Consider the following 24,777-nt stretch of genomic DNA (forward strand, 5'->3'; position numbering starts at 1 on the left):
TCGGGCCGCGTGGCCGACGGCCGGTCACGGGCAGACGGCCCGACCGGATTCCCCCGCGTCCTCGGCGTCGCCGACCACCCGCACGTCCAGCCCCGCGTGCCGAGCCACGTCGCTGCCCTGGGCCGTCGCCGCGACCACCACGCAGTCGGCGCGGTCCACGTCAAGCCTGCACCGCGCCTGGTCGATCAGCCTCGCGTCCAGCCGGGCTGCGGGAATGACCACCTGGAACTCGGCCGGCGGGCTGCCCGGCACGTCGGTCAGCGCCTCCAGCTCGGCCGCGGTCGTGGGGCCGATGACCGCCTGGCGCAGCGCGTGCCGGCGCGCATCCGCCAGCAGCGCCACGGCGGCCGGACGCAGCGGCGCGGCCCCGGCGGCGATCAGCGCGGCTGAGCGCGCCACCGCGTCCGCGCCGATCGCGGCCACGGTCGCGTCGTCCAGCGCATGGCCCGACTGCGCCATATAGGCCCGCAGCGGCGCCGCATCGGTGCCGTGGCGCGCCAGTTGCCGCCACAAGGCGGCGTCCCAGTTCAGGTCGATGGCAAACGCCCGGAAGCTTTCGTTGAAGGCGGCGCGGCGGGTCTCGACCGTGTCCGCCAGCGCCTCCGCCTCCCAGATCAGGGCTTTCATGCGGGTGCGGTGGCCATGCGCGCGACCAGCGCGGGCAGTTCCGCGAATGCGCCGAAACTGGCCGCATGGGGCAGGTCGGCCACCGGGCGCTGCCGATAGCCCCGCGTGAACAGCAGCAGCGGCACCCCGGCCGACGCCGCGCAGGCTGCGTCGAACTCGCTGTCGCCGACATACAGCGCCCGCGTTCGGTCGCCATCGGTCAGGCCGGTGACCGCGGCCCACAGCGGTTCGGGCGCGGGCTTGCGCTGCGGCAGCGAATCGCCCGCGACGACGACCGGGAAGACCGCGCCCAGCCCGAAATGGTCGAGGTTGGCGCGGGTCGGCCCCATTGGCTTGTTGGTGCAAAGCGCCAGCGGGTGGCCCGCGTCGGCAAGCGCGCCCAGTGCCTCGACCACGCCGGGATACAGCGCCGTCAGCGCGGTCGCCTGATGATAGCGGGTCATGAAGGACGCGACCAGTTCGGCCCGCGCGGCGGGATCGACGCCCAGGTCGGCCACGATCTTGTGCCACAGCACATCCACGCCGCCGCCGATGAACAGACGCACCCGGTCAAGGCTGAGCGTCGGCTTGCCCGCCGCGCGCAGCGTCGCGTTGACCGCCGCATGGATGTCGGGCGCGCTGTCGATCAGCGTGCCGTCAAGGTCGAACACCACCGGAATCATGCCGCGGCCCATTTGATCGAACATCCCATCGACGGCACCTGGTCGCGCGGACCCTGGCCGGTTTCGGCAATCTGGCGCATCGCCTGAAACAGGTCGCGGCGGGCGCCGGGCGGCGCCGGGTTGCGCCCCGAGGCGTCCAGCCTGCCGCGATACTGCAGCCCGCCCGCAGCGTCATAGCCGAAGAAATCGGGCGTGCAGGCTGCGCCATAGGCCCGCGCCACGTCCTGGCTTTCGTCATAGAGGTAAGGAAACGGAAACCCGTGGCGCGCCGCCTCGGCGCGCATCGCCTCGGGCCCGTCCTGCGGGTATTCGGCGGCGTCGTTCGACGAGATCGCCACCACGCCGATCCCCAGCGCCGTCAGGTCGCGGGCATCGCGGATGATGCGGTCGATCACCGCCTGCACATAAGGACAGTGGTTGCAGATGAACATGACCAGCGTTCCGCGCGGCCCCGCAACGTCGGCAAGCGACAGCAGCCGACCCTGCGTGTCGGGCAAACGAAAGTCCGGTGCAGGCGCGCCGAAGTCGCAGACAGGGGGTGAGACAGCCATGACATCCCTTTCGGTTGATCCAGCTATCGCCAAGGTTGCCGTATTATAGCAACCGGGCGGAAGGTCGGATGATCTGGGAACGCGGGGGCCGGGGATAGCAGCATTAAATTACATAATACCGATTATCACAATATTTCTGCCACAGGTCGAGCGTCGCATCGGCGCATGGCGTCACTCTGCCGTGTTGCCGTCCCGTTGCCCACACAGCCCGGCTGCCAGCCCGCGCCTGCGCATCGTGCGCCATGCCGGCGCAGACACCGCTTTCCAAGGCGTGATCAGATGCTTCGTGTTGCGGTCCCGCCGCCGACACACGGCGGCCACCCGCCCGCGGCTGCGCATCGCATGACCATGCCGGCACAGACACCGCTTTCTAGGGCGCGATCAGATACTTCGCCCCCGTCGCCTTCTTCTGATACGCCGCCGCGATGTCGGGTTTCACGACGTCGGCAAGGCTGATCGTCGCTGTATAGTGGCTGGCGAAAGTCGTGGTCATCTCGGCGGCCACGCGCTCGTGCATCCGGCTGACGGTCGCGGGGTCCGTGCGCTGCAGGAAATGGAACAGCAGCCAGCCGCCGATGCCCCAGCGGAACCCGAACCCGCGCCTGAGGATCGTTGGCCCGGTGTCCAGCGCGCCATAGACATAGACCTGCTTCATCGTGGACGAGCCATAGCGGTCATAGCTTTCCATGCCGCGCGCCGCCACCGCCTCCATCGCGTTCAGGATGGTGCTGGTCATCTCGCCCCCGCCGATGGCGTCGAAAGCCAGCGTGGCGCCCGTCGCGGCGATGGCGTCCTGCAGCTTTTCGCGGAAACCCTCGGCGCTGCTGTCCACGACATGGGTCGCGCCGATGCCGCGCAACAGTTCGGCCTGCTGCGGGCTGCGGACGATGTTGACCAGGCCCACCCCGTCGGCCTTGCAGATTCGCACCAGCATCTGCCCCAGGTTCGATGCCGCGGGCGCGTGGACGATGGCCGTGTGCCCCTCGGCCCGCATCGTCTCGACGAACCCCAGCGCGGTCAGCGGGTTGACGAACAGCGCCGCGCCCTGGGCCGCGGTGGCGCTGTCGGGCAGCACGATGCAGGCATCACGGCCAATCAGGCGCAATTCGGCATACATGGCGCCGCCGATCATCGCGACGCGCTTGCCGATCATGTGCTGCAGGTCCGGGCCGGCCTCGATCACCGTCCCCGCGCCCTCGTTACCGACCGGCATGGATTGCCCCAGCCGGGCGCGCACCGCCGCCAGTCCCGCCGGCGAGACCCTTGCGGTCAGCACCGGCGCGTCGGCGGTCCCGCCGGTCGCCAGCGTCGCCATGTCGGCAGGCCCGAACAGCAGGCCAAGGTCGGACGGGTTGATGGGCGCCGCCTCGACCCGGACCAGCAGCTCGCCCGGGCCGGGCGCGCGCACCGGCACCGGCTCCAGGTTGATCCGCAGCGTTCCGTCCGGCGTGATCGTCGATCGCAGCTCAAGGCTGGTCCGTGACATGCTGTCCCCCGCAGGCTGGCCATCAGGGGTTCATGGGACCGGGTTGCGGCGGAATTGTCCAGACCGGCTGCGATGAGCGGGGATGCCGGCCGCGATCGGCGGCATGGCCGCGCAGGCGGTCCTCAGCGCCCCGCCGCGATGGCCAGCCCGTCCGCGACGGCCGTGAACACCTCGCTGAAGGAATGGCGGGCGGCGGGGAATTGCGCCCGCATGGTGTCGGACACCATCGACATCAGGCTGGACCCGCCGACATAGACCACCTGCCCCACGTCGCCCGCGCCGATCCCTGCGATCCGCAGCGTCTCGCGCGCGCCTTGGGCCAGCGCGTCGGCGTGGCGCGCAAGGATCGCGGCCATCGCCTCGGCCGACAGCGGCGCGGTCAGTCCGGTCTCGATCTGGTCCAGCAGGATGCCGGACTGCGCGGCGCCGCCGTTGGCCGCGATCTTGCCCCGCTCGACCGCGAAGGCCAAATCGTGGCCCAGCTCCTCCCCGACCACGCGCGCCAGCCGGGCCAGTTTGTCGGGCTGCTCGGCCAGGCGCAGCATCTCGGCCACCATGCGGCGGTTCTGGGGGGTATAGACGAAGGGGATCGTTTCCCATGTCGCCAGGTTGTTGAAGATGGCGTTCGGCGTGGATGAGGTGCCCGGCCCCATCGCCTTGCGCAGTTCCGACCCCTTGCCCAGCAACGGCATCACCCGGTCAAGGTTGATCGAGCGGTCGAAATCCGTGCCGCCGATCCGCACGCCGTGGTTGGCAAGGATCGACACGCCCCCGGCCCCCGACCGGAACAGCGAGAAATCCGATGTGCCGCCGCCCACGTCCACGATCAGGCCGATGGTGCCCGACTGTTCCAGCGCGCCGCTGGCGATGGCGGCGGCCTCGGGTTCGGGCATGAACTCGACCTCGCGGAACCCTGCGGCAAGATAGCAGGCGCGCAGGTCGGCCAGCGCCTGCTCCTCGCGCGGATCATGGGCGCCGTGGAACACCACCGGCCGCCCCGACAGCGCGCGGTCGAAGGTCATCCCGGCCTCGGCCTCGGCGCGGTCCTTGATGCGGCGCAGGAACTCGGCGATGATCTCGACGAAGGTCACGCGCCGGTTCAGGATCTGACGCTTTTCATGCATCAGCGAGGTGCCCAGCACCCGCTTGAGCGCGCGCATGAACCGCCCGTCCAGCCCGTCCAGCAGCGCGCGGTTGGCAGCCTCGCCGATCAGCGTGCGGCGGCTGTCATAGTCGAAGAAGAACGTCGTCGGCACCGTCGTCTGCCCCGGCGCCATTCGGATCAGCCGCGGCTTGCCCGCCGCAAGATACCCCGCGGCCGAGTTCGATGTGCCGAAGTCGATGCCCAAGCTGCGGCCGTGCCGTGCCATGTCCAGCCCCACTGCGAAACGAAGGGCGGGTCGATAGGCGGTGCAGCCCGGGGTGTCAACCGGACCGCGGGACGGACCACGCCGGGTCAGCGCCGCGCAGGCAGCGGGCGCTGGGCCGCGCGACGGTGACGATCCCGATCGCCACCGCCGCGCACCCCCTCAGACGAACAGGATGTCCGTCAGCGCAAGCTGGCCCACCCCGGCCAGCGTCACCATCAGCAGCGGGCTGTCGTTGGCACCGTTGCCGTCCGCATCGAACCACAGCCGCTTGGTGTCGGTTTCAAAGATCAGCGTCGGCGCGCCCGTCCCCGCGACGGGGTTCAGCGCGTTGACCAGCCGCAGCCCGTCCCCGAACTCGGAACGATCCAGCCGCAGCTTGTCCTGGCCGCGGGTGAAATCGGTGACGAAATCGCCTTCCCAGCCCGACGCCGAGAAATCGGCAAAGTCGAAGATGTCGGCGCCGATGCCGCCGGTCAGGACGTCCGAACCCTCGCCGCCCGACAGGAAATCCGCCCCCGCGCGGCCGATCAGCATGTCGCTGCCATCGTCGCCGAAGAACACGTCGTTCGCGGCGGTTCCGGCGAACTGGTCGTCGACATAGGTGCCGCGAAGCACCTCGACCGTGCGCAGCGTCTTTCCGAACGCCAGCCCGTCGTTCAGTGACTGGTTCGCCAGATCGACGACCGCGCCCAGGTCGAAGCTGAAGAAGGTGACGGTGTCGACCCCTGCCCCGCCCTCGACCAGCGCGCGAAAGGGGCGCGCGGCGTCTTCGTCGAAGCTCAGGTGGAACGCGTCGTTGCCCAGCCCGCCCAGCAAGGTGTCGTTGCCGGATTCGTGATACAGATAGTCGTGGCCGACACCGCCGACCAGCACGTCGTTGCCGCGCCCGCCCGACAGCGTGTCGTCGCCGCCGCCGCCCGTCAGATGGTCGTGGCCCGAATTGCCCTGGATGCTGTCGGCGTGGTTCCAGCCCACGATGACGTCGCGGCCGCTGCCGCCCTCATAGTCCAGGACCTCGGCGTTCAGCACGCGGGTGCCGTTTGCGAACCATTTGTCGGCCGGCGAGAACACCCAGTTGATCGCCCCGGTTTCTTCGGTGAAATCGACGTGGACGGTGTCGATCCCTGCGCCGCCGTCGGCAACGTCGTTGATCCCCAGCCACAGCGCGTCATTGCCGAAATGGGCCTGCAGCACGTCGCGTTCGCGGGTGCTGTCGGAATAGTCGTCGCTGCGCAGCTCGTCGTTGCCGGCCCCGCCGATCAGCGTGTCGCTGCCGCCGTTGCCCTCGATCGCATCATGGCCGTCGCCGCCATACAGGATGTCGTTGCCCGACCCGCCCTCGATCCGGTCATCGCCCGCCTCGCCCCACAGCCGGTCGTTGCCCGCATCGCCATAGATGCGGTCGTCGTCGGCCCCGCCCTGGATCAGGTCGCCGCCGTCGTCGCCCGACAGCTGGTCGCGCCCAAGCCCCCCCAGCAGCGTGTCGTTGCCAAGCCCGCCTTCCAGCGTGTCGTCGTTGTGCCAGCCGGTCAGCCGGTCGGCGCTGGCGCTGCCGACGATGTCGAACCGCTCGACCTCGCGGAACGAGAACGCGGGCAGCGTGCCGAACCGCAGCGTCGTCGTCACCGTCGGGTCGTTCAGCGCGAACACCACCGCCCCCGCGACCGAGCTGAAATCCAGCCGCATGAGGTCGATGCCGGTGCCGCCGATGATGGTGTCGCCGGGCGCGTCGATCAGCGCGGTCTGGTCGAAGGTGTCGTCGCCCGCGCCGCCGACCATCAGATCCCCGCCGGCGCCGCCCGCAAAGTAATCGTCGCCCTGTTCGCCATACAGCGCATCCGCGCCGTCGCCGCCATAAAGGCGGTCGTCCTGGAACCCGCCGAACAGGCGGTCGTTGCCGGCCTCGCCATACAGCCAGTCGGCGCCAAAGCCGCCGCGCAGCGTGTCATTGCCCGCAAGGCCATAGATGTCGTCCGAAAAATAGGTTCCGACCAGAACCTCCGAGCCGTTCGTTCCGTCGATCCGCGCCATTCCGTTCCTCCGTGGGCATCCCGTTCGTGTCACGACCATTTCACTCTGCCGTGACAGTTCCACGGCAGGCGGGCCGCTGGCAACCGCCAAGGCCGCGCGGGGGACCACGCCGCGGGTCCGCCCGGCGGGGCCGACCCGCACCCCGTTGCCGCAGGCCGCCGGGCGTGCCACCCTGCCCCCGCAGGCAAAACGGCGGGGGCGGTATGGGCCACGGGTTCGCAGTGTCACGGGGCTGGTTCGCGGCCGCCGCGCTTTCGTTGCTGGCGTCGATCACGCCCGCTGCCGCGCAGGACCAGGGCGGGCTTGCCGCCGGCGCCCTGCCCGACCGCCGCGTGGTGCTGGACGAGGGGATCGACCTGCCCGGCAACGACCTCGCCTCGATCTTCGACACGACGCAGGCCGCCTGCGTGCAGGCTTGCGTGGCGAACGCGGGTTGCGCGGCCGTGACCTATAACGCCCGCTCGCGCGCGTGCTTCCTGAAATCGGCGGTGTCCGCGCCGGTCCCGTTCGTCGGCGCGCTGTCGGGTCCGGCCGTGGCCGTGGACCCTGCGGCGCAGGCCCGCGCGACCGAACGGCTGGACCGCGCGGGGCCGTGGCTGAACGACGACGACCGCCGCGCCGCCCGCGCGCAGGCAGCCGATCTGGGCCAGCTTTATCCCGGCGACGGCACCGGCGCCGACGCGATGCGGGGCACGGCCGCGCAGGCGGGCGCGACCGGCGACACGACGGCGACGCTGCGCTGGCTGGGCGCGGTCGCCGCGCTGACCGACGCCGCCCCCGACTGGGCGGCACTGGCCCAGGCGGTCGAGGCCGCGGCCACGCCCCCCGGCGCGGGCCGGGACGAGGCGCTGGCCCGCGCCGCCCGTTCGGCATGGCTGAACGCATGGCTGCGCGACCCCGGCACCGGCGCCGACGCCCTGCGCCGCTGGGCCGCGCTGGCCGAGGCCGACGGGCGCGGCCGCGACGGGCTGATGGCGCTGCGGCTGGCGGCCACGGACGCGCCGGGCGATCCCGATGTGGCCTCCGCCCTTGCCGCGTTCGAGGAACGCCACGGCTTCCGCGTCACCGACAGCCGCGTCGATGCCGACGCCCCCGAGGCGCGGGCCTGCGCCATGTTCTCGCAAGAGCTGGCGCCGGGCGTCGATTTCCGCCCCTTTGTCGCCCTGCCCGACCCGTCGCTTGCCGTCGAGGCGCAGGGCTGGGATCTGTGCGTGACCGGCATGGCGCGCGGCCAGTCCTTGACCCTTACCCTGCGCCCCGGCCTGCCCGCCGCCAGCGGCGAGACGCTGGCCAGGGCGGTGCCGCTGACGCTGTATGTCCGCGACCGCGCGCCGGAGGCCCGCTTTGCCGGGCGCAGCTATGTCCTGCCCGCGACGGGCGATCAGGGGCTGACGCTGCGGACGGTGAACACGGATCGCGTGGACCTGACGCTGTTTCGCATGTCCGACCGCAACATCGTGCGCGCCCTGCGCGAGGGCATCTTCGCCGCCCCGATCGAGGACTGGCGGGCGGATAATTTCCGCGACCAGATCGGCGCGCAGGTCTGGGAAGGGCAGGCCGACGTGGCCCCAGCGCCCGGCGGCGGCAGCCATCCCGTCAACGCCGAGGTGGCGACGCGGCTGGACCTGCGCGAGGCAGCGGGGCCGCTGGAACCCGGCGTCTATGCGCTGACCGCCGCCGTGCCCGGCGGCGGCGACCGCAGCCCGGCGGCGACGCAGTGGTTCATGATCTCGGATCTGGGGATCAGCAGCTGGTCGGGCAGCGACGGGCTGACCGTGGCGGTGCGCGCGCTGTCGGACGCCGCCCCCCGACCGGGGACCGAGGTCGCGCTGATCTCGCGCGGGAACGCGGTGCTGGGCACGGCGGTCGCGGATGCCGAGGGCGTGGCGCGGTTCGACGCGGGGCTGATGCGCGGCACCGGCGCCAGCGAACCCGCCGTGCTGACCGCGACCCGCCGCGACGGCGCGCGCATCGCCGATCTTGCGTTCCTGTCGCTGATCGACCCAGAGTTCGACCTGTCCGACCGCGGCGTGGAAGGGCAGCCCCCCGCGCCCCCCATCGACGTCTTCGTGGCGCTGGATCGGGGCGCCTATCGCGCGGGCGAGGTGGCGCAGGCCACCATCCTGACCCGCGACGACACCGCCCGCGCCATCGACGGCCTGCCGCTGACCGCCGTGGTGCTGCGCCCCGACGGGGTGGAACACGCCCGGCTGATGCCGGTGCCCGCCGGGGCGGGCGGCTATACGCTGGCCGTGCCGATCCCCGCCACCGCGCCGCGCGGCGCCTGGCGCATCGACCTGCGGGTCGAGGAACGGGGCGAACCGCTGGCCACCGCCCGCATGCTGGTCGAGGATTTCCGCCCCGAACGCATCGACTTTGCGCTGGACCTGCCCGACGCGCCGCAGCCCGCCAGCGCCCCGGTGACGGCCGACATCGCCGCGCGCTGGCTGTTCGGCGCGCCCGCCGCCGACCTGCCTGTCGAGGGCGCGCTGCGCCTGACCACCGCCAGCAGCCTGCCGGGGCTTGAGGGCTATGTCTTCGGCCGCCACGACGACCCCGCCTCGCCCCAGGTCGTGACGATGCCCGCCGGGCGCACCGACGCGCAGGGCGGCTTTGCCGCGCGCGTTGACCTGCCCGCCGCCTTGGCGCAGGCCGTCCGCCCGTATGAGGCGCGGCTGACGCTGTCGGTGCGCGAGGGCGCGGGCCGCCCCGTCGAACGCAGCGCGACGCAGTTGATCCTGCCCGCCCGCACGGCGGTGGGCATCAAGCCGGGCTTTGCCGACGGCACCGTCCCCGAGGGGGCCGAGGCCGGGTTCCAGATCCTCGCGCTCGGCCCCGACCTGACGGCGCAGGCGGCACGGCTCAGCTGGGCGCTGAACCGAGTCGAGACGACGTATCAGTGGTATGCCATCGGCGGCGACTGGAACTGGGAACCCGTGACCCGCCGCGCCGGCGTGGCGGGCGGCGACCTCGACACCCCCGCCGGGCCTGCCCCGCTGTCTGTGCCGGTCGAATGGGGCCAGTACGAGCTTGTCGTGACCGCCCCCGACGGCGCCGAAAGCGCGGTGCTGTTCGACGCGGGCTGGGGGGCGGTCAGCGCCGGCACCGACACGCCCGACCGGCTGCGCGTGACCCTGGACCGCCCTGCCTATCGCGCGGGCGACACCGCGCGCGTCACGGTCGAGGCCGCGGCTGACGGCGTGGGCCTTGTCTCGGTCCTGGCCAGCCGGGTGGTCGCCATGCGGTCGGTGCCATTGGTCAGGGGCGCGAACAGCATCGAGCTGCCGGTGACCGACGAATGGGGTGCGGGCGTCTATGTCGCGGTCAGCGCCATTCGCCCGCTGGGCGCGGATGCGGGCCGGGCGCCCGTGCGGGGGCTGGGGATCGCCCATGCCGCCGTCGATCCCGGCGACCGCCGGATCACGGCCGCGCTGACCGTCCCGGCCGAAACCGACCCCCGCGGCACGGCGCCGGTCACGCTGGCGGTGTCGGGCGCCGCGCCCGGCGCGACCGTCCACGCGACGATCTGGGCCGTCGATCAGGGCATCCTGAACCTGACCGGGTATCAGCCGCCCTCGGCCACCGACCATTACTTCGGCCAGCGGCGGCTGGGCGTCGGGCTGCGCGACCTTTATGGCCGGCTGATCCTGCCCGGCGGGGCCGCCGACGGGGCGATCCGGTCGGGCGGCGACGCGGCCTCGATGCAGACGCAGGCGCCGCCGCCCACGGAAAAGCTGATGGCGTGGTTCTCGGGGCCGCTGGTGCTGGACGAACAGGGCCGCGCGACCGTGGACGTGCCGCTGCCCGACTTCAACGGCGCGGTGCGGGTGATGGCGGTGGCGTGGACCGACGATGCCGTGGGTCAGGCCGACGCCACGATGCTGGTCCGCGATCCGGTGGTGATGACGGTGACCGCGCCCGCCTTCCTTGCGCCCGGCGACGTGGCGCAGGCGCAGGTGCGGCTGACCCATGTCGCGGGCCCCGCCGGGCAGGTGACGCTGGCCGCCCTGCCCGACCCTGCCGGTGACGAGCCTGCCCCGGCCGAGGAAGGCGCCGCCCCGGCGGAGATTCCGCGCGTGACGCTGGCGACCTCGGGCCTGCCCGGCACGGTCACGCTGGCCGAACGTCAGCAGGTGGACCTGCCGCTGACCCTGACCGCGCCGGACGCCGAGGGGACGTCCCGGCTGCGCCTGTCGGCCACCCTGCCGGACGGGCGCGTCGTCACCAAGGATCTGGCGATCCCCGTCCAGCGCCAGGACGCCGCCGTCACCCGCAGCCTGCGGCTGACGCTGGCGCCCGGCGCGGCCGCCACGCCCATCGACCTGTCGGCGCTGGGCGCGTTCCGCCCCGGCACCGGCCGCGTCACCCTGACCAGCGGCGCGTTCGCGCGGCTGGACGTCGCGGGCGCGCTGGCGCGGCTGGCGCGCTATCCCTATGGCTGCACGGAACAGGTCGCGGCGACGACGCTGCCGCTGCTTTACGCCAGCGCGCTGCTGCCCGAGGGCGCGCCCCCCCTGCCCGGCGCCGATCCCGCCGACATCGACGACGCGATCGCCAGCATCCTGACGCGGCAGGCGTCGGACGGCGGGTTCGGGCTGTGGACGGCGCAATCCGGCGACCGCTGGCTGGACGCCTTTGTCACCGACTTTCTGGCCCGCGCCCGCGCCGCCGGACACGCCGTCCCCGACCAGCCGTTCCGGGCCGCGCTGACGAACCTGCAGAATGGCCTGAACGCCGCGTCCGAACCGCAATATGCCGACGCCGACGAAAACGCCGCCACCGCCTATGCCGCCTATGTCCTTGCGCGCGAGGGGGCGGCGGTCGTCAGCGACCTGCGCTATTACGCCGACACCGGGGCCGAGGGGTTTGCCACGCCCCTTGCCGCCGCCCAGCTTGGCGCGGCGCTGGCCGCGGTGGGCGACAGCGCGCGGTCCGACGCGATGTTCCGCCGCGCGCAGGCGCTGTCGGATCGGGGAAGCGACGACGCGAACCGGCTGCGGCGCGACTATGGCACGCTGCTGCGCGACCGGGCCGGGGCGCTGGCGATGGCGGCCGAGGCGGGCAGCCGGGCGCTGGACCGCGACCGCGTGGCGACGCAGCTTGCCGCCGACATCGACGCGCGGCGCGACGCGGGCGCGCCCCTGTCCACGCAAGAGGCGACCTGGACGGTGCTGGCGGCGCAGGCCCTCGCATCCGGCGCGGATGCGGGCGGCGGCGTCACCCTGTCGGGCGCGGCCCTGTCCGCGCCGGTGCAGGATCTTGGCGAGGCGGGCGCGCTGCCGTCCGTCGTGCTGGGCAACGCCGGGCCGGACCCGGTCGAGGTCACGATCAGCGCGACGGCCGTGCCCGCCGTCGCCCTTGCGGCGGGCGGCACCGGGTTTGGCATCACCCGGCGCTATTTCACGCCCGAGGGGCAGCCGGCCGACCCCTCGCAAGTCGCGCTTGGCACGCGGCTGGTCGCGGTGGTCGAGGTCACGCCCTTTGCCCCCGCCGACGGCCGCCTGATCGTCGCCGATCCCCTGCCCGCCGGGTTCGAGATCGACAACCCGAACCTGCTGTCGCAGGGCGAGATCGAGGGGCTGGACTGGCTGGGCGGCATCGAGTTCGCGGACATGGCCGAGTTCCGGCAGGACCGCTTTGCCGCCGCCGTCACGCTGGCGGGGACCGACCCGATCCGGCTGGCCTATCGCCTGCGCGCGGTGACGCCCGGCACGTTCCACCACCCCGCCGCCACGGTCGAGGACATGTATCGCCCCGACCGCCGCGGCTGGACCGACGCCGGCACGGTCGTGATCGCGCCATGATCCGGCGCTGAGGGGCCGCCGATGAACCGCGCCCCGCCCGGCGACACGCGCGGCGGCACGGACGGCCGCACACCGGATGCGCTGCCGCCCGCACCTGAGGGGATCGCGCCGGACGCGGCCCTGGCCCGCCAGGCGGCCGCAGGCGCAACGATCGTGCGCAGCCCTCACGCCCCCGCCCCCCGCCGCGCCGGCGGGCGGCTGGCGGCGCTGGGGGGGCTTGCCGGAACCGGCCGCGGCCGCCCTTCGGCAACCGACGAGGCGTCCGGCCCAAGCCGCGCCGGGCGGCGAATGGTGGCGCAGGCCGACACCGCGCGTGGCGGCCTGTCGACTATCTATGCAAAGTCCAGCGAGCGCGCGGGACGGTTGGTGGCGCTGGCCCGGCGGCTTGCCGGGACCGCCCGCAGCCGCCCTTCGGCAACCGACGCGACGTCCGGCCCAAGCCACGCCGGGCAGCGACTCGCGGCGGCGGCCGGGCTGTCCCCCGCGAGCGCCCCCGGCCGCCCTTCGACAACCGACGCGCCCCCCGGCCAGCGCCGTGCCGGGCGGCGGCTGATCGGCCTCGCCGTGGTGCTCGCGTTGACTGCCGCCCTTACCGATACAGCCCGCGACCGGCTGTCGGCCTGGATCGACGCCACCGTCCTGCCGCCGCTGGCGGTGGCGACCGGGACCGAGGTTCTGGCCCGCGACGGCAGCCTGCTGCGCGCGTTTCCGGTCGGCGACGGGCTGTGGCGGCTGGCCCCGCCCGCGACCGGCGTGGACCCGCGCTTTGCCGCGATGCTGATCGCGTGGGAGGATCGCCGCTTTGCCACCCACGGCGGCGTCGATCCGCGCGCCGTGCTGCGCGCGGGCTGGCAGGCGCTGCGGCACGGGCGGGTCGTGTCCGGCGCCTCGACGCTGACGATGCAGACGGCGCGGCTGCTGGAGCGCGGGCCGACCGGGGACGCGGCGGGCAAGCTGCGGCAGGTGCGGGTGGCGCTGGCGCTGGAACGGCGGCTGGACAAGGCCCGCATCCTTGATCTGTATTTCCGCCTCGCACCCTATGGCGGCAACACCGAAGGGGTGCGGGCGGCCAGCCTGATGTGGTTCGGCAAGGAGCCGGGCCGACTGACGCCGGCGGAATCGGCGCTGCTGGTGGCCCTGCCCCAGTCGCCCGAGGCGCGGCGCCCCGACCTGCCGCAGGGCCGCGCCCGCGCCCGCGCCGCCCGCGACCGCGTGATCGACCGGGCCGAGGCGCAGGGCGTCCTGACCCCCGAGGCGGCGGCGACCGCCCGCGCCGCGCCCCTGCCCACAGCCCGGCGGCCGTTCCCGGCGCACGCCCCCCTGCTGGCCGACCGGCTGCGGCGGGAAAACCCCGGCGCGGTCCGCATCGACACCACGCTGGACCCCGTGCTGCAGCGCGCAGCCGAGGCGCTGACCGCCCGCGCCGTCGCAGGCCAGCCCGCGCGCATGTCCGCCGCCCTGATCCTGGCCGACCACCGCACCGGCGAGGTGCTGGCCCATGTCGGCGCGGCGCAGTTTTCGGACAGCGCGTCGGGCGGGTTCCTGGACATGACGCAGGCGCTGCGCTCGCCGGGATCGACGCTGAAGCCGCTGGTCTATGCCCTGGGCTTCGACGACGGGCTGATCCACCCCGAGACGCTGATCGAGGATCGCCCCGCCGTCTTCGGCCGCTGGCAGCCCGAGAACTTTGACCGCCGGTTCCGGGGCACGGTCACGATCCGGCAGGCGCTGGCGGAATCGCTGAACATCCCCGTGGTGCGCGTGGCCGAACGGCTGGGACCGGCGCGGATCGTGGCCGGTCTGCGCCGCGCGGGGGTCAAGGTGCGCGTGGCGGGCGACGTGCCGGGCCTTGCGCTGGTGCTGGGCGGCGGCGGCGCGTCGCTGCACGATCTGGTGCAGGGTTACGCGGCGCTGGCGCGGGGCGGGCGGGCGGTGCGGCTGCATGTGCGCCCGCAGCCCGCCCTGGACATGGACGCCGGCGATCCGGTCGTCGGGCCGGTGGCGGCGTGGCAGGTGGGCGCGATCCTCGGGACGCTGCAGCCGCCGGGCGGGGGCGCGGCAGGGCGGGTCGCGTGGAAGACGGGCACCAGCTATGGCCACCGGGACGCGCTGGCGATCGGCTATGACGGGCGCTTTGTCGCCGGGGTCTGGATGGGCCGCCCGGACGGCACGCCCGTGCCCGGCGCCTTCGGCGGCGATCTGGCGGCGCCGGTGCTGTTCGACCTGTTCGACGCCCTTGGCCCCCGCGCCCGTCCGCTGCCGCCACCGCCGCCCGCCGCGCTGACGGTGCCGAACGCCGCCCTGCCCCCGGCCCTGCGCCGCTTTGTCCCCGCGGGCAGCCCCCGGCCCGCCGACCCCGCCGCCCCCGCGCCGGAACCGCTGGCCATCGTCTTTCCCCCCGACGGGGCCGAGGTCGAGCTGACCGGCGACCGGCTGGCGGTGCGCGTCCGCGGCGGGCGCGCGCCCTATAGCTGGCTGCTGGACGGCCGCCCGGTCGCGCTGGGGCAGTCCAACACGGTGGCCGACCTGCCCGCCTCGCCCGGCTTTGGGCAGCTGTCGGTCACCGATGCAACGGGGCGCAGCGCGCAGGCCGGGTTCCGGCTGCTGCGTCCGGGGGGCTGAGGGGCGCATCCCGCTTGCGCGGGCGCGGCCGGGCCGCTATGGTTCGCACGAACGCTCGTTGGGGCGCCCCGCGCGGGGCTGAGATGTGCCAGGCACAGCACCCATCGAACCTGATCCGGGTCATGCCGGCGAAGGGAACGGGTCGTCTGCGCCGCAACCGCGGCCCCCGTTCACCCTTTGCCCGCGCATGGCCCCTTTGTGGGGGAACGACATGGCGATCGCGCTGACCATCGCGGGGTCCGACAGCGGCGGCGGGGCGGGCATCCAGGCCGACCTCAAGACATTCTCGGCGCTGGGGGTCTATGGCGCGTCGGTGCTGACTGCGGTCACGGCGCAGAACACCCGCCGCGTGGCCGCGGTCGAAGGCGTCTCGGCCGGCCTGATCCGCGCCCAGATCGACGCGGTGCTGGGCGATCTGGACGTGGGGGCGGTCAAGATCGGGATGCTGGGCACGCAGGCCGCGACCGCCGCCGTGGCCGAAGGGCTGGCAGGGCGCGCGCTGCCGCTGGTGCTGGACCCGGTGATGATCGCCAAGTCCGGCGACGCGCTGATCGACGCCGCCGCCCTGGGCGCGCTGCGCGACCTGCTGATCCCCCGCGCCACCGTGCTGACCCCGAACCTGCCCGAGGCCGCTCGCCTGCTGGACGCGCCCGAGGCCGGGACCGAAGCGGAGCGCCTGGCGCAAGGCCACGCCCTGCGGGCGATGGGGGCCGACTGGGTTCTGATGAAGGGCGGACACGCCGCCGGCCCCGACTGCGTGGACCTGCTGGTCGGGCCGCGCCTGCTGCGCCTCGTCGCGCCGCGCATCGACACGCCGAACACCCACGGCACCGGCTGCAGCCTGTCGTCGGCCATCGCCGCGGGGCTGGCGCGGGGCATGGACGTGCCCGCCGCCGTCACCCGCGCGCATGGCTGGCTGCACGGCGCGATCCGCGCCGCGGCCGGGCTGCGCGTCGGGTCGGGGCACGGGCCGGTGCATCATTTCCACGAATGGTGGGCGGCATGAAGGACCGCGACACGCAGCGGCTGACGGTTCTGGGCGCGGGGGTCATGGGGCTGGCGGCGGCGACCGAGCTTGCCGGCCGCGGCCACGCCGTCACGCTGATCGATCCCGTGCTGGGACCGGGGGGGCACGGCTGTTCCTGGTGGGCGGGGGCATGCTGGCGCCGTGGTGCGAGTTCGAGAACGCCGAGGAACCCGTCCTGCGCCACGGGCTGACCGCCATCGACTGGTGGGACCGCAACGCGGGCGGGGTTTCGCGCCAGGGCACGCTGGTCGTGACGCTGGGCCGCGACCGGCGCGAACTGGACCGGTTCGCCCGCCGCACCCACGGGTTCGAGGAAATCGGCGGCAACCGCCTGGCCGAACTGGAACCCGACCTTGCCGGGCGCTTTGACCGGGCGCTGTTCTTTGCGGCCGAGGCGCATCTGGACCCGCGCGCGGCGATGGCGGGCCTGCAGTCCGGGCTGGCCGAACGGGGCATCGCCGTCGCGGCCGACATGCCCCGCGATCCGGGACAGGTCATCGACTGCCGCGGACTGGCCGCGCGCGACATCCTGCCCGAGCTGCGCGGCGTGCGGGGCGAGATGCTGGTCCTGCGCTGCCCGGACGTCACGCTGTCGCGGCCTGTGCGCCTGCTGCATCCGCGCGTGCCGATCTATCTGGTGCCGCGCGGGGACGGCATCTTCATGCTGGGCGCGACGATGATCGAAAGCGACCGGCGCGGCGTCGTCACGGCGCGGTCGGTCATGGAACTGCTCAGCGCCGCCTTCGCCCTGCACCCCGCCTTTGGCGAGGCCGAGATCGTCGAGACGGGCGCCGACGCGCGCCCCGCTTTCCCCGACAACCTGCCCCGGATCGGACGGGCGGGCGGCCGGCTTTACGCGAACGGGCTTTACCGCCACGGCTATCTGCTGGCCCCCGCCCTGGCCATGCAGCTGGCCGACCACATCGACACGGGCGAACGACCGGAGTTCTGGCATGAAACTGACGATCAACGGTGAGGCGCGCGACCTGGACGCCGCCACGGTGGCCGACGCGCTGGCGGCGCTGGACATGGCGGACGCCCGCGTGGCGACGGCGCTGGACGGGGCCTTCGTGCCCGCCGCCCTGCGCGCGGCAACGCCGCTGACCGCAGGCTGCGCGCTGGAAATCGTCGCGCCCATGCAGGGGGGCTGAGGCCGTGCCGGTCTTTTACGGAACCGCCGTGGACAGCCCGCTGATGCTGGGCACGGCGCAATATCCCAGCCCCGCGATCCTGGCGGCGGCGTTCCGCGCGTCGGGCGCGGGCATCGCCACGGTCAGCCTGCGGCGCGAGGGCGGCGGCGGGCAGGATTTCCTGCGCCTGATGCAGGGCCTGGGCGTGCGCCTGCTGCCCAACACCGCCGGCTGCCACAGCGTCAAGGAAGCCGTCACCACCGCGCAGATGGCGCGCGAGCTGCTGGGCACCGACTGGATCAAGCTTGAGGTGATCGGCCACACCGACCTGCTGGCCCCGGACGTGTTCGCGCTGGTCGAGGCCGCGCGCGAGCTGTCGGCGCAAGGCTTCAGGGTCTTTCCCTATTGCACCGAGGATCTGTCCGTCTGCGGCCGCCTGCTGGATGCGGGATGCGAGGTTCTGATGCCTTGGGGCGCGCCCATCGGGTCGGGGCTGGGGCTGAACAACAGCCACGGGCTGACCGCCCTGCGCGCGGCCTTCCCCGACGTGCCGCTGGTGGTGGACGCGGGCATCGGCCTGCCCAGCCACGCGGCGCGCGCGATGGAACTGGGCTTTGACGCCGTGCTGCTGAACACCGCCGTGGCCCGCGCGGGCGACCCGGCGGCGATGGCGCGGGCGATGGCGCAGGCAGTGGCGGCGGGCCGGGCGGCCTATCTCGCCGACCCGATCGAGCCGCGCGACATGGCGCAGCCCTCGACCCCGGTGATCGGAAAGGCGTTCCTCGCATGACAGGCACTCTCTTCCTTGCACAAGTATCCTCGGGGGTTCGGGGGTTGAAAACCCCCGATCCGGCCGCGATCACAAGGCCGGACCGATGACCCTGCCGCGCTTTTATCCCGTCTTCGATTCCGCCGATTGGGTGGCGCGCGGGCTGTCGGTGGGCGTCCGCCTGGTGCAGTTGCGGATCAAGGACCGCCTCGACGACGCGCTGCGGGCCGAGATCGCCCGTGCCCGCGACCTGGCGCGTGCGGCCGGCGCGGCGCTGGTCGTCAACGATCACTGGCGGCTTGCGGTCGAGCTGGGCTGCGACTGGCTGCATCTGGGGCAGGAGGATCTGGACGCGGCCGACCTGCCCGCGATCCGCGCCGCCGGTCTGCGGCTGGGCGTGTCCACCCACGACGACGCGGAACTGGACCGCGCGCTGTCGGTCCGCCCTGACTATGTCGCGCTGGGGCCGGTCTGGCCGACGATCCTGAAGAAAATGCCCTGGGCGCCGCAGGGCCTTGGCCGCGTGGCCGACTGGAAGGCCCGTGTCGGTTCCGTGCCGCTGGTCGCCATCGGCGGGCTGACCCCCGACCGCGGCCGCGCCGCGCTGGACGCGGGCGCGGACGTGGTGGCCGCCGTGACCGACATCACCCTGAACCCCGACCCCGAGGCGCGGATGCGCGAGTGGCTGAGGGCCGTGGGATGAGGGGCTCGCCGCAATCCCCAGCACCCTTTCCCGCAGACCCGCCGGCGGACATGCCGGCGGCCGCGCCCGCGCGGGACCGCCACGCCCGCCAGATCGTGCTGCCGCAGGTCGGCCCGGACGGGCAGTCGCGGCTGGCCCGCGCGCATGTGCTGGTGGTGGGGGCCGGCGGCCTTGGTTCGCCCGCGCTGATGTATCTGGCGGGCGCGGGCGTCGGCGCGCTGACCATCGTGGACCACGACCGCGTCGAGGTGGGCAATCTGCACCGCCAGCCCATCCACGCCGGGCAGGCCGGGCGCTGCAAGGCCGATTCCGCCGCCGCGTTCGTCGCCCGGCTGGACCCCGCCGTCAGGGTGACGGCGCGGCGGGACCGGCTGACCCCTGCCAACGCCGCCCCGCTGGTGGCCGGCGCGCAGGTGGTGCTGGACTGCGCCGACAGCTTTGCGGTCAGCTATACGCTGTCAGACGCCTGCCATGCGGCGGGCGTGCCGCTGATCTCGGCCTCGGCGCTGGGGCTGGGGGGGTATGCCGGCGGGTTCTGCGGCGGCGCGCCGTCCTTGCGCGCGGTGTTCCCCGACCTGCCCGACCGCGCGGCGTCCTGCGCCACGGCGGGGGTGCTGGGGCCGGTCGTGGGGATGCTGGGCACCATGCAGGCGCAGATGGCGCTGGCCGTGCTGCTGGGGATCGCGCCCTCGCCGGTGGGACAGCTGGTCACGCTGGACGGCGGTCTGCGCTGGGGCAGCTTTCGCTTTGACGGCGCGGCCGAGCCTGCGGACGGGTTCCGTTTCATCGACGCGGGCGCGATCCGCCCTGACGACTGGGTCGTCGATCTGCGCGACGCGGCCGAGGCGCCGCTGCCCGTTGCCCCCGGCGCGCTGCGCGGAACCGCCGACGCGCCCCCCGCGCCCCCGCCCGGCGCGCGCGCCGTCTTTGCCTGCCGGTCCGGCCTGCGCGCCTGGCGCGCCGCCCGCGCGACCGCCGCCCGTTTCCCCAATCCCATCGTCCTGATCGCTGCCGGAGACCCGTGATGCCTCGCCTGCTGAAAACCATCTGCGCCGCCGCCGTGCTGGCCCTGACCACCGCCCCGGCGCTTGCCGCCGACAAGATGACGCTGATGCTGGACTGGTTCGTGAACCCCGACCACGCGCCCATCGTGCTGGCGCAGGACAAGGGATTCTTCGCCGATGCCGGGCTGGAGGTCGAGATCGTCGCCCCCGCCGACCCCGCCGATCCGCCCAAGCTGGTCGCCGCCGGCCACGCCGATCTGGCCGTGACCTATCAGCCGCAGCTGCATCTGCAGGTCCACGAAGGGTTGCCGCTGGTCCGCGTCGGCACGCTGATCGGCATGCCGCTGAACTGCCTGATGGTGCGGGCGGACGGGCCGGTGCAGTCGATGGCCGACCTGAAAGGGCGCAAGATCGGGTTCTCGGTTTCGGGCGTGGAACAGGCCATCGTGTCGGCCCTGCTGAAGGGTGCGGGGCTGACGTTGGACGACGTGCAGATGATCAACGTGAACTGGTCCCTGACGCCTGCGCTGATGACCGGCCAGGTCGATGCGACCATCGGCGGGTTCCGCAACTTCGAACCCACGCAGATGCGCATCGCCGGGGGCGAGGGGCGCTGCTTCTTCATCGAGGAGGAGGGCCTGCCCGCCTATGACGAGCTGATCTTCGTCGCCAACCGCGACCGGCTGGACCGCGACCGGATCACGCGCTTTCTGGCCGCAATCGAACGGGCCACGCAATACATGCTGAACCACCCCGACGAGGCGCGCGCGGACTTTGCCGCCCACGCGCCCGACCTTGGCGACGCGCTGAACACCAAGGCCTGGGACGACACGTTCGGGCGCTTTGCCATCTCGCCCGCGGCGCTGGATCACGGGCGCTATGCCCGGTTCGAGGCGTTCCTGAAGGCCGAGGGGCTGACCGACGAGATCCTGCCCGTGGACCGGCTGGCGATGGACCCGGGCGCCGCGCCGTGACCCGGGCGATGCGCCCGCAGCGCGCCCCGGTGGGGACCACGGCGCCATGATCCGCGTCGCGGGTCAGGCGCCGGGCCTGTTCGCGCCCCTGTCGCTGCAGCTTGAGGCGGGCCGCACCACCTGCCTGCTGGGCGCGTCGGGGGTGGGGAAATCGACGCTGCTGCGCCTGCTGGCGGGACTGCCGACCGGGGTCGCGTTCCGGGGCACGGTGGACACCGTCCCCTGCGCGCTGATGGGGCAGGACGCCGGGCTGTTCGGCTGGCTGACGGTGGCGCAGAACGTCGGCCTTGGCGCGCGGCTGCGCGGGGCCGCGCCGGACGCCGCGCAGGTTGCCCGCCTGCTCGCCGCGGTCGGGCTGGACGGGCTGGACCGCCGCCTGCCCGCGCAGCTGTCCGGCGGCCAGCGCCAGCGCGCCGCGCTGGCCCGGACGCTGGCCGAGGACCGGCCGCTGGTCCTGTTGGACGAGCCGTTTTCCGCACTGGACGCGCGGCTGCGCCTGCAGATCGGGGACATGGCGGCGCGGCTGCTGGCGGGCCGCACGGTGCTGATCGTGACCCACGACCCGGCCGAGGCCGCCCGGCTGGGCGACCGCATCGTCGTCATGACCCCCGCCGGGCTGTCGGGGCACCCTGCCCCGCCCGGCCCCGCCCCCCGCCGCCACGACGCCCCCGAGGTTCTGGCCGCGCAGGCCGCGCTGACCGAAAGCCTGCTGGCATGAGGGCGGCGTGGTCCATCCTGATCGCGCTGGCGCTGTGGCAGGGGGCGGTCTGGGCCACCGGACTGCCGCCGTTCCTGTTGCCCGCACCGCTGGACGTGGCCCGCACGCTGTGGGCCAACCGGGCCGAGATCGGGACCGCCGCGCTGTATACCGCGGCCGAAACCCTGGTGGGCCTTGCGCTGGGGGCCGCGCTGGGGATCGTGACGGCGTTGGCGATGGCAGGCTGGCCGCGGCTGGGCCGTGCGCTGGGGCCGGTGCTGATCGTCAGCCAGACGATCCCGGTCTTTGCGCTGGCCCCGATCCTGACGCTGTGGCTGGGGTTCGGGCTGGCGCCCAAGATCGCGATGGTGGTGCTGATCGTCTTCGTGCCGGTGGCGCAGTCGCTGCACGACGGGCTGATGGCGCCCCCGGCCGCACAGATGGACGTGGCGCTGTCGATGGGCGCGGGCCGCTGGGCGATCCTGCGCCACCTGCGCCTGCCCGCCGCACTGCCGCGTCTGGCCTCGGGGCTGCGGCTGGGCGCGATCTATGCGCCGGTGGGCGCCGTCATCGGCGAATGGGTCGGCGGCGCGCGGGGTCTGGGGGCGCTGATGATCCAGGCCAACGGCCGGATGAAGACCGACCTGATGTTCGCAGCACTGATCGTCGTCGTGGCGCTGTCGCTGGCGATGTATGCCGCCATTGACCGCTGGCTGGCCCGGATGCTGACCCGCCGCGGGTTCTGACCCCCGCCGGCCGGCGTGAGGGCGCGCGTCCTCGTGGGCATCGCCCCGATGCGCGCGCGATCAGTCGCAGGCTCTCAGCCATCCGCCGCTAGCAGCCAGCGGCCAGCAGCTAGCAGCCCAGCAGCCAGCAGCCAGCAGCCAGCAGCCAGCAATCAGCCATCAGCAATCCAGCGTTAATCGTCAGCCGTCAGTTGTCCGCCATTCGCTGCCAGCCACCCCGTCCGCTGTCAGCCATCCTCCGTCAGGCGCTCCCGTCAGCCATCAGCCCGCCGCCTTCAGCCGCCCTGCGGTCAGCCGTGCCAGGCAGCGACGGTCTTCAGCGTCGAGAATCCGTAAAGCGCCTCGAACCCCTTTTCGCGGCCGTGGCCGGACAGGCCGTGGCCGCCGAAGGGCAGCTCGACGCCCCCGCCCGCGCCATAGTTGTTCAGGAACACCTGCCCCGACCTGATCCGGCGGCTGGCGCGCAGGGCGCGGCCCATGTCGGCGGTCCAGACGCCAGCGACCAGCCCATAATCGGTGCCGTTGGCGATGGCGATGGCCTCGTCCTCGGTGTCGAAGGGGATGACGACCTGCGCGGGGCCGAAGATCTCCTCGCGCGCCAGCACATGATCGGGCGACACGTCGGTGAACAGCGTGGGGGCGACATAGTGGCCGCCCTCGGGCGCGCCCTCGACGATGGTGCCCTGCGCGGCGACCGTCAGCCCCGCGCCCTGCGCCAGATAACGCTCGACCGTGGCCTTCTGCCGGGCCGAGATCAGCGGCCCCAAGTCCAGGTCGTCCAGCGCCGGACCGACCCGCAACGCGCGATAGCGGTCGGCCATGCGGTCCACGACCTCGGCCATGCGCGGGCGTTCGACAAGGATGCGCGCCCCGCAGGAACAGGTCTGGCCCGCGTTCTGGATGCCCGCGTTCACCAGAAACGGCAGCGCGCGGTCCAGGTCGGCGTCGGCATAGACGATCTGCGGCGACTTGCCGCCCAGTTCCAGCGTCACCGGCACGATGTTCTGCGCGGCCGCCGCCTGAATGGCGCGCCCCACCCCGACAGAGCCTGTGAAGCTGACGTGGTTGATGCCGGGGTGGCCGGCCAGCGCCGCCCCGGCCTCGGACCCAAGGCCGGTGACGATGTTGATGGCGCCCGCGGGAAACCCCGCCTCGTCGGCCAGCCGGGCCAGCGCCAGCGCGGTCAGGCAGGCATCCTCGGCGGGCTTGACCACGCAGGCGTTGCCCATCGCCAACGCCGCGCCCACCGACCGGCCCAGGATCTGCATGGGATAGTTCCAGGGCACGATATGGGCGGTCACGCCGTGGGGCTCGCGCAGGGTCCAGACGGAATAGCCGTCCAGATAGGGGATGGTGTCGCCCATCACCTTGTCCGCCGCGCCGCCGTAGAACTCGAAATACCGCGCCATCGCCAGCGCGTCGGCGCGGGCCTGCGTCAGGGGCTTGCCCACGTCCAACGCCTCGATCAGCGCCAGATCCTCGGCCCGCTCGCGGATCAGGCCGGCCAGCCGCGCCATCAGCCGCCCGCGTTCGGCGGCGGTCAGGCGGCCCCAGTCGCCCGTCAGCGCGGCGCGGGCAGCGGCCACGGCGGCGTCGATCTGGTCGGCGCCGCCCCGCGCGATCGCGCCGATCCCCTCGCCCGTGGACGGATCGATCACCGGCAGCGTTCCGTCCAGCCGCGACCAGACGCCGCCGACCAGCACCTCGTCGGTGGGAAACCAGATTGCGGTCATCGCGCCTCTCCTTCTTGGTTGCGGCAGTGTGGCGCGCCGGGCGCGGCAAGGAAAGGCCGGCGGTCAGGCGCGGCGGATCGCGTCGGCGACAAGCGCCGCGACGGCGGGAACGGTGCCCAGCGGCACGGTCAGCGGACCGGGCGTTCCCGCGGCGGCCCAGGCGTCGGGGATGTCCTGGGTCGTGTGACCGGCCCGCGTGGCAAAGAACGGCAGGCAGATCGCGGGCGGCACGAGGCGCAGATCGGCCAGGAACGGTGCCTCTTCGATAAACGCCGGGATGACGGCGGCAAAGCGGCCGGCGTCGGCCAGCGCGTCGGCCGCGGCGCGGGTGCTGGCGGCCGAGGCGCGGGCGCGCCGCGATCCGTGGCCCGCAACCACCAGCGTCGCCTGCGCCGCGTCGATCCCGGCTGCCGCCGCGCTGTCCAGCGCCAGCGCCAGCGCCAGCGCGGGCAGTCCCGGATCAAGGCCAAGCGGCGGCAGGGTGGCATACCCGTCCACCCCCGCCGCCCCCAGCCTGCGCGGCATTTCCGACCGCACGAACCAGCCGTCGGCCATGAACAGCGGATAGATGCGCGCGATGCCCCGCAGCCGGGCCAGGCTGCGCGGGCAGGCCAGCGTCGCGCCGCGGATGTCCCAGCCGGGCAAATGCGCGCCGACGCGGGCGGCGAAATCGTCAAGGTCGGCTTGCAGCGGCGCGGGATCGCCCGGCTGCCCGTGGGCCACGATGGCGGCCGATCGCGCGCCGGGCGGGGCCGGGTCGTCCCCGCAGCGGCAGTTCGCGCAGCGGTCGGGCAGCGCCGTCACGGCACCACCCGCAACTGCGGCGCCCGTGCGGCGGCGG

The 24,777-nt window shown here is 73.6% G+C and carries 18 protein-coding genes, 1 pseudogene and 1 riboswitch; of the genes and pseudogenes, 11 read left to right on the top strand and 8 right to left on the bottom strand.

Features of this window, described 5'->3' with window-relative positions; translation table 11 throughout:
* Nucleotides 1-24 precede the first annotated feature (24 nt).
* The 6 genes from EPA64_RS08995 to EPA64_RS09020 all read right to left on the bottom strand — a co-directional run bounded on the left by EPA64_RS08995 (nucleotide 25) and on the right by EPA64_RS09020 (nucleotide 6,727).
* Nucleotides 25-627, bottom strand: coding sequence for an HAD family hydrolase (locus tag EPA64_RS08995; protein WP_134725913.1), 603 nt, complete (start codon nucleotides 625-627; stop codon nucleotides 25-27).
* Nucleotides 624-1,313: a phosphoglycolate phosphatase gene (gene gph, locus EPA64_RS09000; RefSeq protein ID WP_246026685.1), complete on the bottom strand. Its 690-nt coding sequence runs from the start codon at nucleotides 1,311-1,313 to the stop codon at nucleotides 624-626. The genes EPA64_RS08995 and gph overlap by 4 nt, the downstream gene beginning before the upstream one ends.
* Nucleotides 1,286-1,840, bottom strand: coding sequence for a thioredoxin family protein (locus EPA64_RS09005; RefSeq protein ID WP_134725915.1), 555 nt, complete (start codon nucleotides 1,838-1,840; stop codon nucleotides 1,286-1,288). The genes gph and EPA64_RS09005 overlap by 28 nt, the downstream gene beginning before the upstream one ends.
* Before the next feature lie 370 nt (nucleotides 1,841-2,210).
* Complete coding sequence (locus tag EPA64_RS09010) at nucleotides 2,211-3,326, bottom strand: zinc-binding dehydrogenase (protein WP_134725916.1); 1,116 nt, start codon at nucleotides 3,324-3,326, stop codon at nucleotides 2,211-2,213.
* 122 nt (nucleotides 3,327-3,448) lie between these two features.
* Nucleotides 3,449-4,696 (bottom strand): Hsp70 family protein, encoded by a 1,248-nt coding sequence (locus tag EPA64_RS09015; protein WP_134725917.1) that lies wholly within the window; start codon nucleotides 4,694-4,696, stop codon nucleotides 3,449-3,451.
* Between the two features lie 159 nt (nucleotides 4,697-4,855).
* Nucleotides 4,856-6,727 carry a calcium-binding protein gene (locus EPA64_RS09020; protein WP_167626636.1) on the bottom strand — a complete coding sequence of 624 codons (1,872 nt, stop codon included), beginning with the start codon at nucleotides 6,725-6,727 and terminating at the stop codon, nucleotides 4,856-4,858.
* Nucleotides 6,728-6,930: 203 nt separating this feature from the next.
* Here EPA64_RS09020 and EPA64_RS09025 point away from each other — a divergent pair, with 203 nt between their 5' ends.
* The 11 genes and pseudogenes from EPA64_RS09025 to EPA64_RS09075 all read left to right on the top strand — a co-directional run bounded on the left by EPA64_RS09025 (nucleotide 6,931) and on the right by EPA64_RS09075 (nucleotide 22,203).
* Complete coding sequence (locus EPA64_RS09025) at nucleotides 6,931-12,531, top strand: alpha-2-macroglobulin family protein (protein ID WP_134725919.1); 5,601 nt, start codon at nucleotides 6,931-6,933, stop codon at nucleotides 12,529-12,531.
* A 21-nt stretch (nucleotides 12,532-12,552) separates the two neighbouring features.
* Nucleotides 12,553-15,153 carry a penicillin-binding protein 1C gene (gene pbpC, locus EPA64_RS09030; protein ID WP_342773362.1) on the top strand — a complete coding sequence of 867 codons (2,601 nt, stop codon included), beginning with the start codon at nucleotides 12,553-12,555 and terminating at the stop codon, nucleotides 15,151-15,153.
* A gap of 49 nt (nucleotides 15,154-15,202) precedes the next feature.
* A riboswitch (TPP riboswitch) is annotated at nucleotides 15,203-15,307 on the top strand.
* Nucleotides 15,308-15,364: 57 nt separating this feature from the next.
* Nucleotides 15,365-16,159: a bifunctional hydroxymethylpyrimidine kinase/phosphomethylpyrimidine kinase gene (gene thiD / locus EPA64_RS09035; RefSeq protein WP_134725920.1), complete on the top strand. Its 795-nt coding sequence runs from the start codon at nucleotides 15,365-15,367 to the stop codon at nucleotides 16,157-16,159.
* Nucleotides 16,156-17,156 (top strand): annotated as a pseudogene (locus EPA64_RS09040) (FAD-dependent oxidoreductase). Before thiD ends, EPA64_RS09040 begins: the two are co-directional and overlap by 4 nt.
* On the top strand, nucleotides 17,134-17,331 hold the full coding sequence (gene thiS, locus EPA64_RS09045) for a sulfur carrier protein ThiS (protein ID WP_134725921.1): 198 nt from the start codon (nucleotides 17,134-17,136) through the stop codon (nucleotides 17,329-17,331). The pseudogene EPA64_RS09040 and the gene thiS overlap by 23 nt, the downstream one beginning before the upstream one ends.
* A 4-nt stretch (nucleotides 17,332-17,335) precedes the next feature.
* Nucleotides 17,336-18,100 carry a thiazole synthase gene (locus EPA64_RS09050; RefSeq protein WP_134725922.1) on the top strand — a complete coding sequence of 255 codons (765 nt, stop codon included), beginning with the start codon at nucleotides 17,336-17,338 and terminating at the stop codon, nucleotides 18,098-18,100.
* An 85-nt stretch (nucleotides 18,101-18,185) separates the two neighbouring features.
* Nucleotides 18,186-18,782: a thiamine phosphate synthase gene (locus EPA64_RS09055; protein ID WP_134725923.1), complete on the top strand. Its 597-nt coding sequence runs from the start codon at nucleotides 18,186-18,188 to the stop codon at nucleotides 18,780-18,782.
* Nucleotides 18,783-18,832: 50 nt separating this feature from the next.
* The gene (locus EPA64_RS09060) at nucleotides 18,833-19,807 is read left to right on the top strand and encodes a HesA/MoeB/ThiF family protein (RefSeq protein ID WP_134725924.1); all 975 of its coding nucleotides are present in this window, start codon (nucleotides 18,833-18,835) and stop codon (nucleotides 19,805-19,807) included.
* A complete protein-coding gene (locus tag EPA64_RS09065) occupies nucleotides 19,807-20,760 on the top strand; it encodes an ABC transporter substrate-binding protein (protein ID WP_134725925.1) in 954 nt (317 codons plus the stop codon). Before EPA64_RS09060 ends, EPA64_RS09065 begins: the two co-directional genes overlap by 1 nt.
* Nucleotides 20,761-20,806: 46 nt before the next feature.
* Nucleotides 20,807-21,478, top strand: coding sequence for an ABC transporter ATP-binding protein (locus EPA64_RS09070; protein WP_134725926.1), 672 nt, complete (start codon nucleotides 20,807-20,809; stop codon nucleotides 21,476-21,478).
* Complete coding sequence (locus tag EPA64_RS09075) at nucleotides 21,475-22,203, top strand: ABC transporter permease (protein ID WP_134725927.1); 729 nt, start codon at nucleotides 21,475-21,477, stop codon at nucleotides 22,201-22,203. Before EPA64_RS09070 ends, EPA64_RS09075 begins: the two co-directional genes overlap by 4 nt.
* A 290-nt stretch (nucleotides 22,204-22,493) precedes the next feature.
* Here EPA64_RS09075 and EPA64_RS09080 read toward each other — a convergent pair whose 3' ends face one another.
* Together EPA64_RS09080 and EPA64_RS09085 are read right to left on the bottom strand one after the other, a co-directional pair.
* Nucleotides 22,494-23,936, bottom strand: a complete 1,443-nt coding sequence (locus tag EPA64_RS09080) for an aldehyde dehydrogenase family protein (RefSeq protein WP_134725932.1) — start codon at nucleotides 23,934-23,936, stop codon at nucleotides 22,494-22,496.
* A 63-nt stretch (nucleotides 23,937-23,999) separates the two neighbouring features.
* Nucleotides 24,000-24,777: CbiX/SirB N-terminal domain-containing protein (locus EPA64_RS09085; RefSeq protein ID WP_342773363.1), on the bottom strand; the 778-nt coding region annotated here is incomplete at its 5' end.

This window comes from Paracoccus luteus, assembly GCF_004522155.1.
Classification (GTDB): Bacteria; Pseudomonadota; Alphaproteobacteria; order Rhodobacterales; family Rhodobacteraceae; genus Paracoccus; species Paracoccus luteus.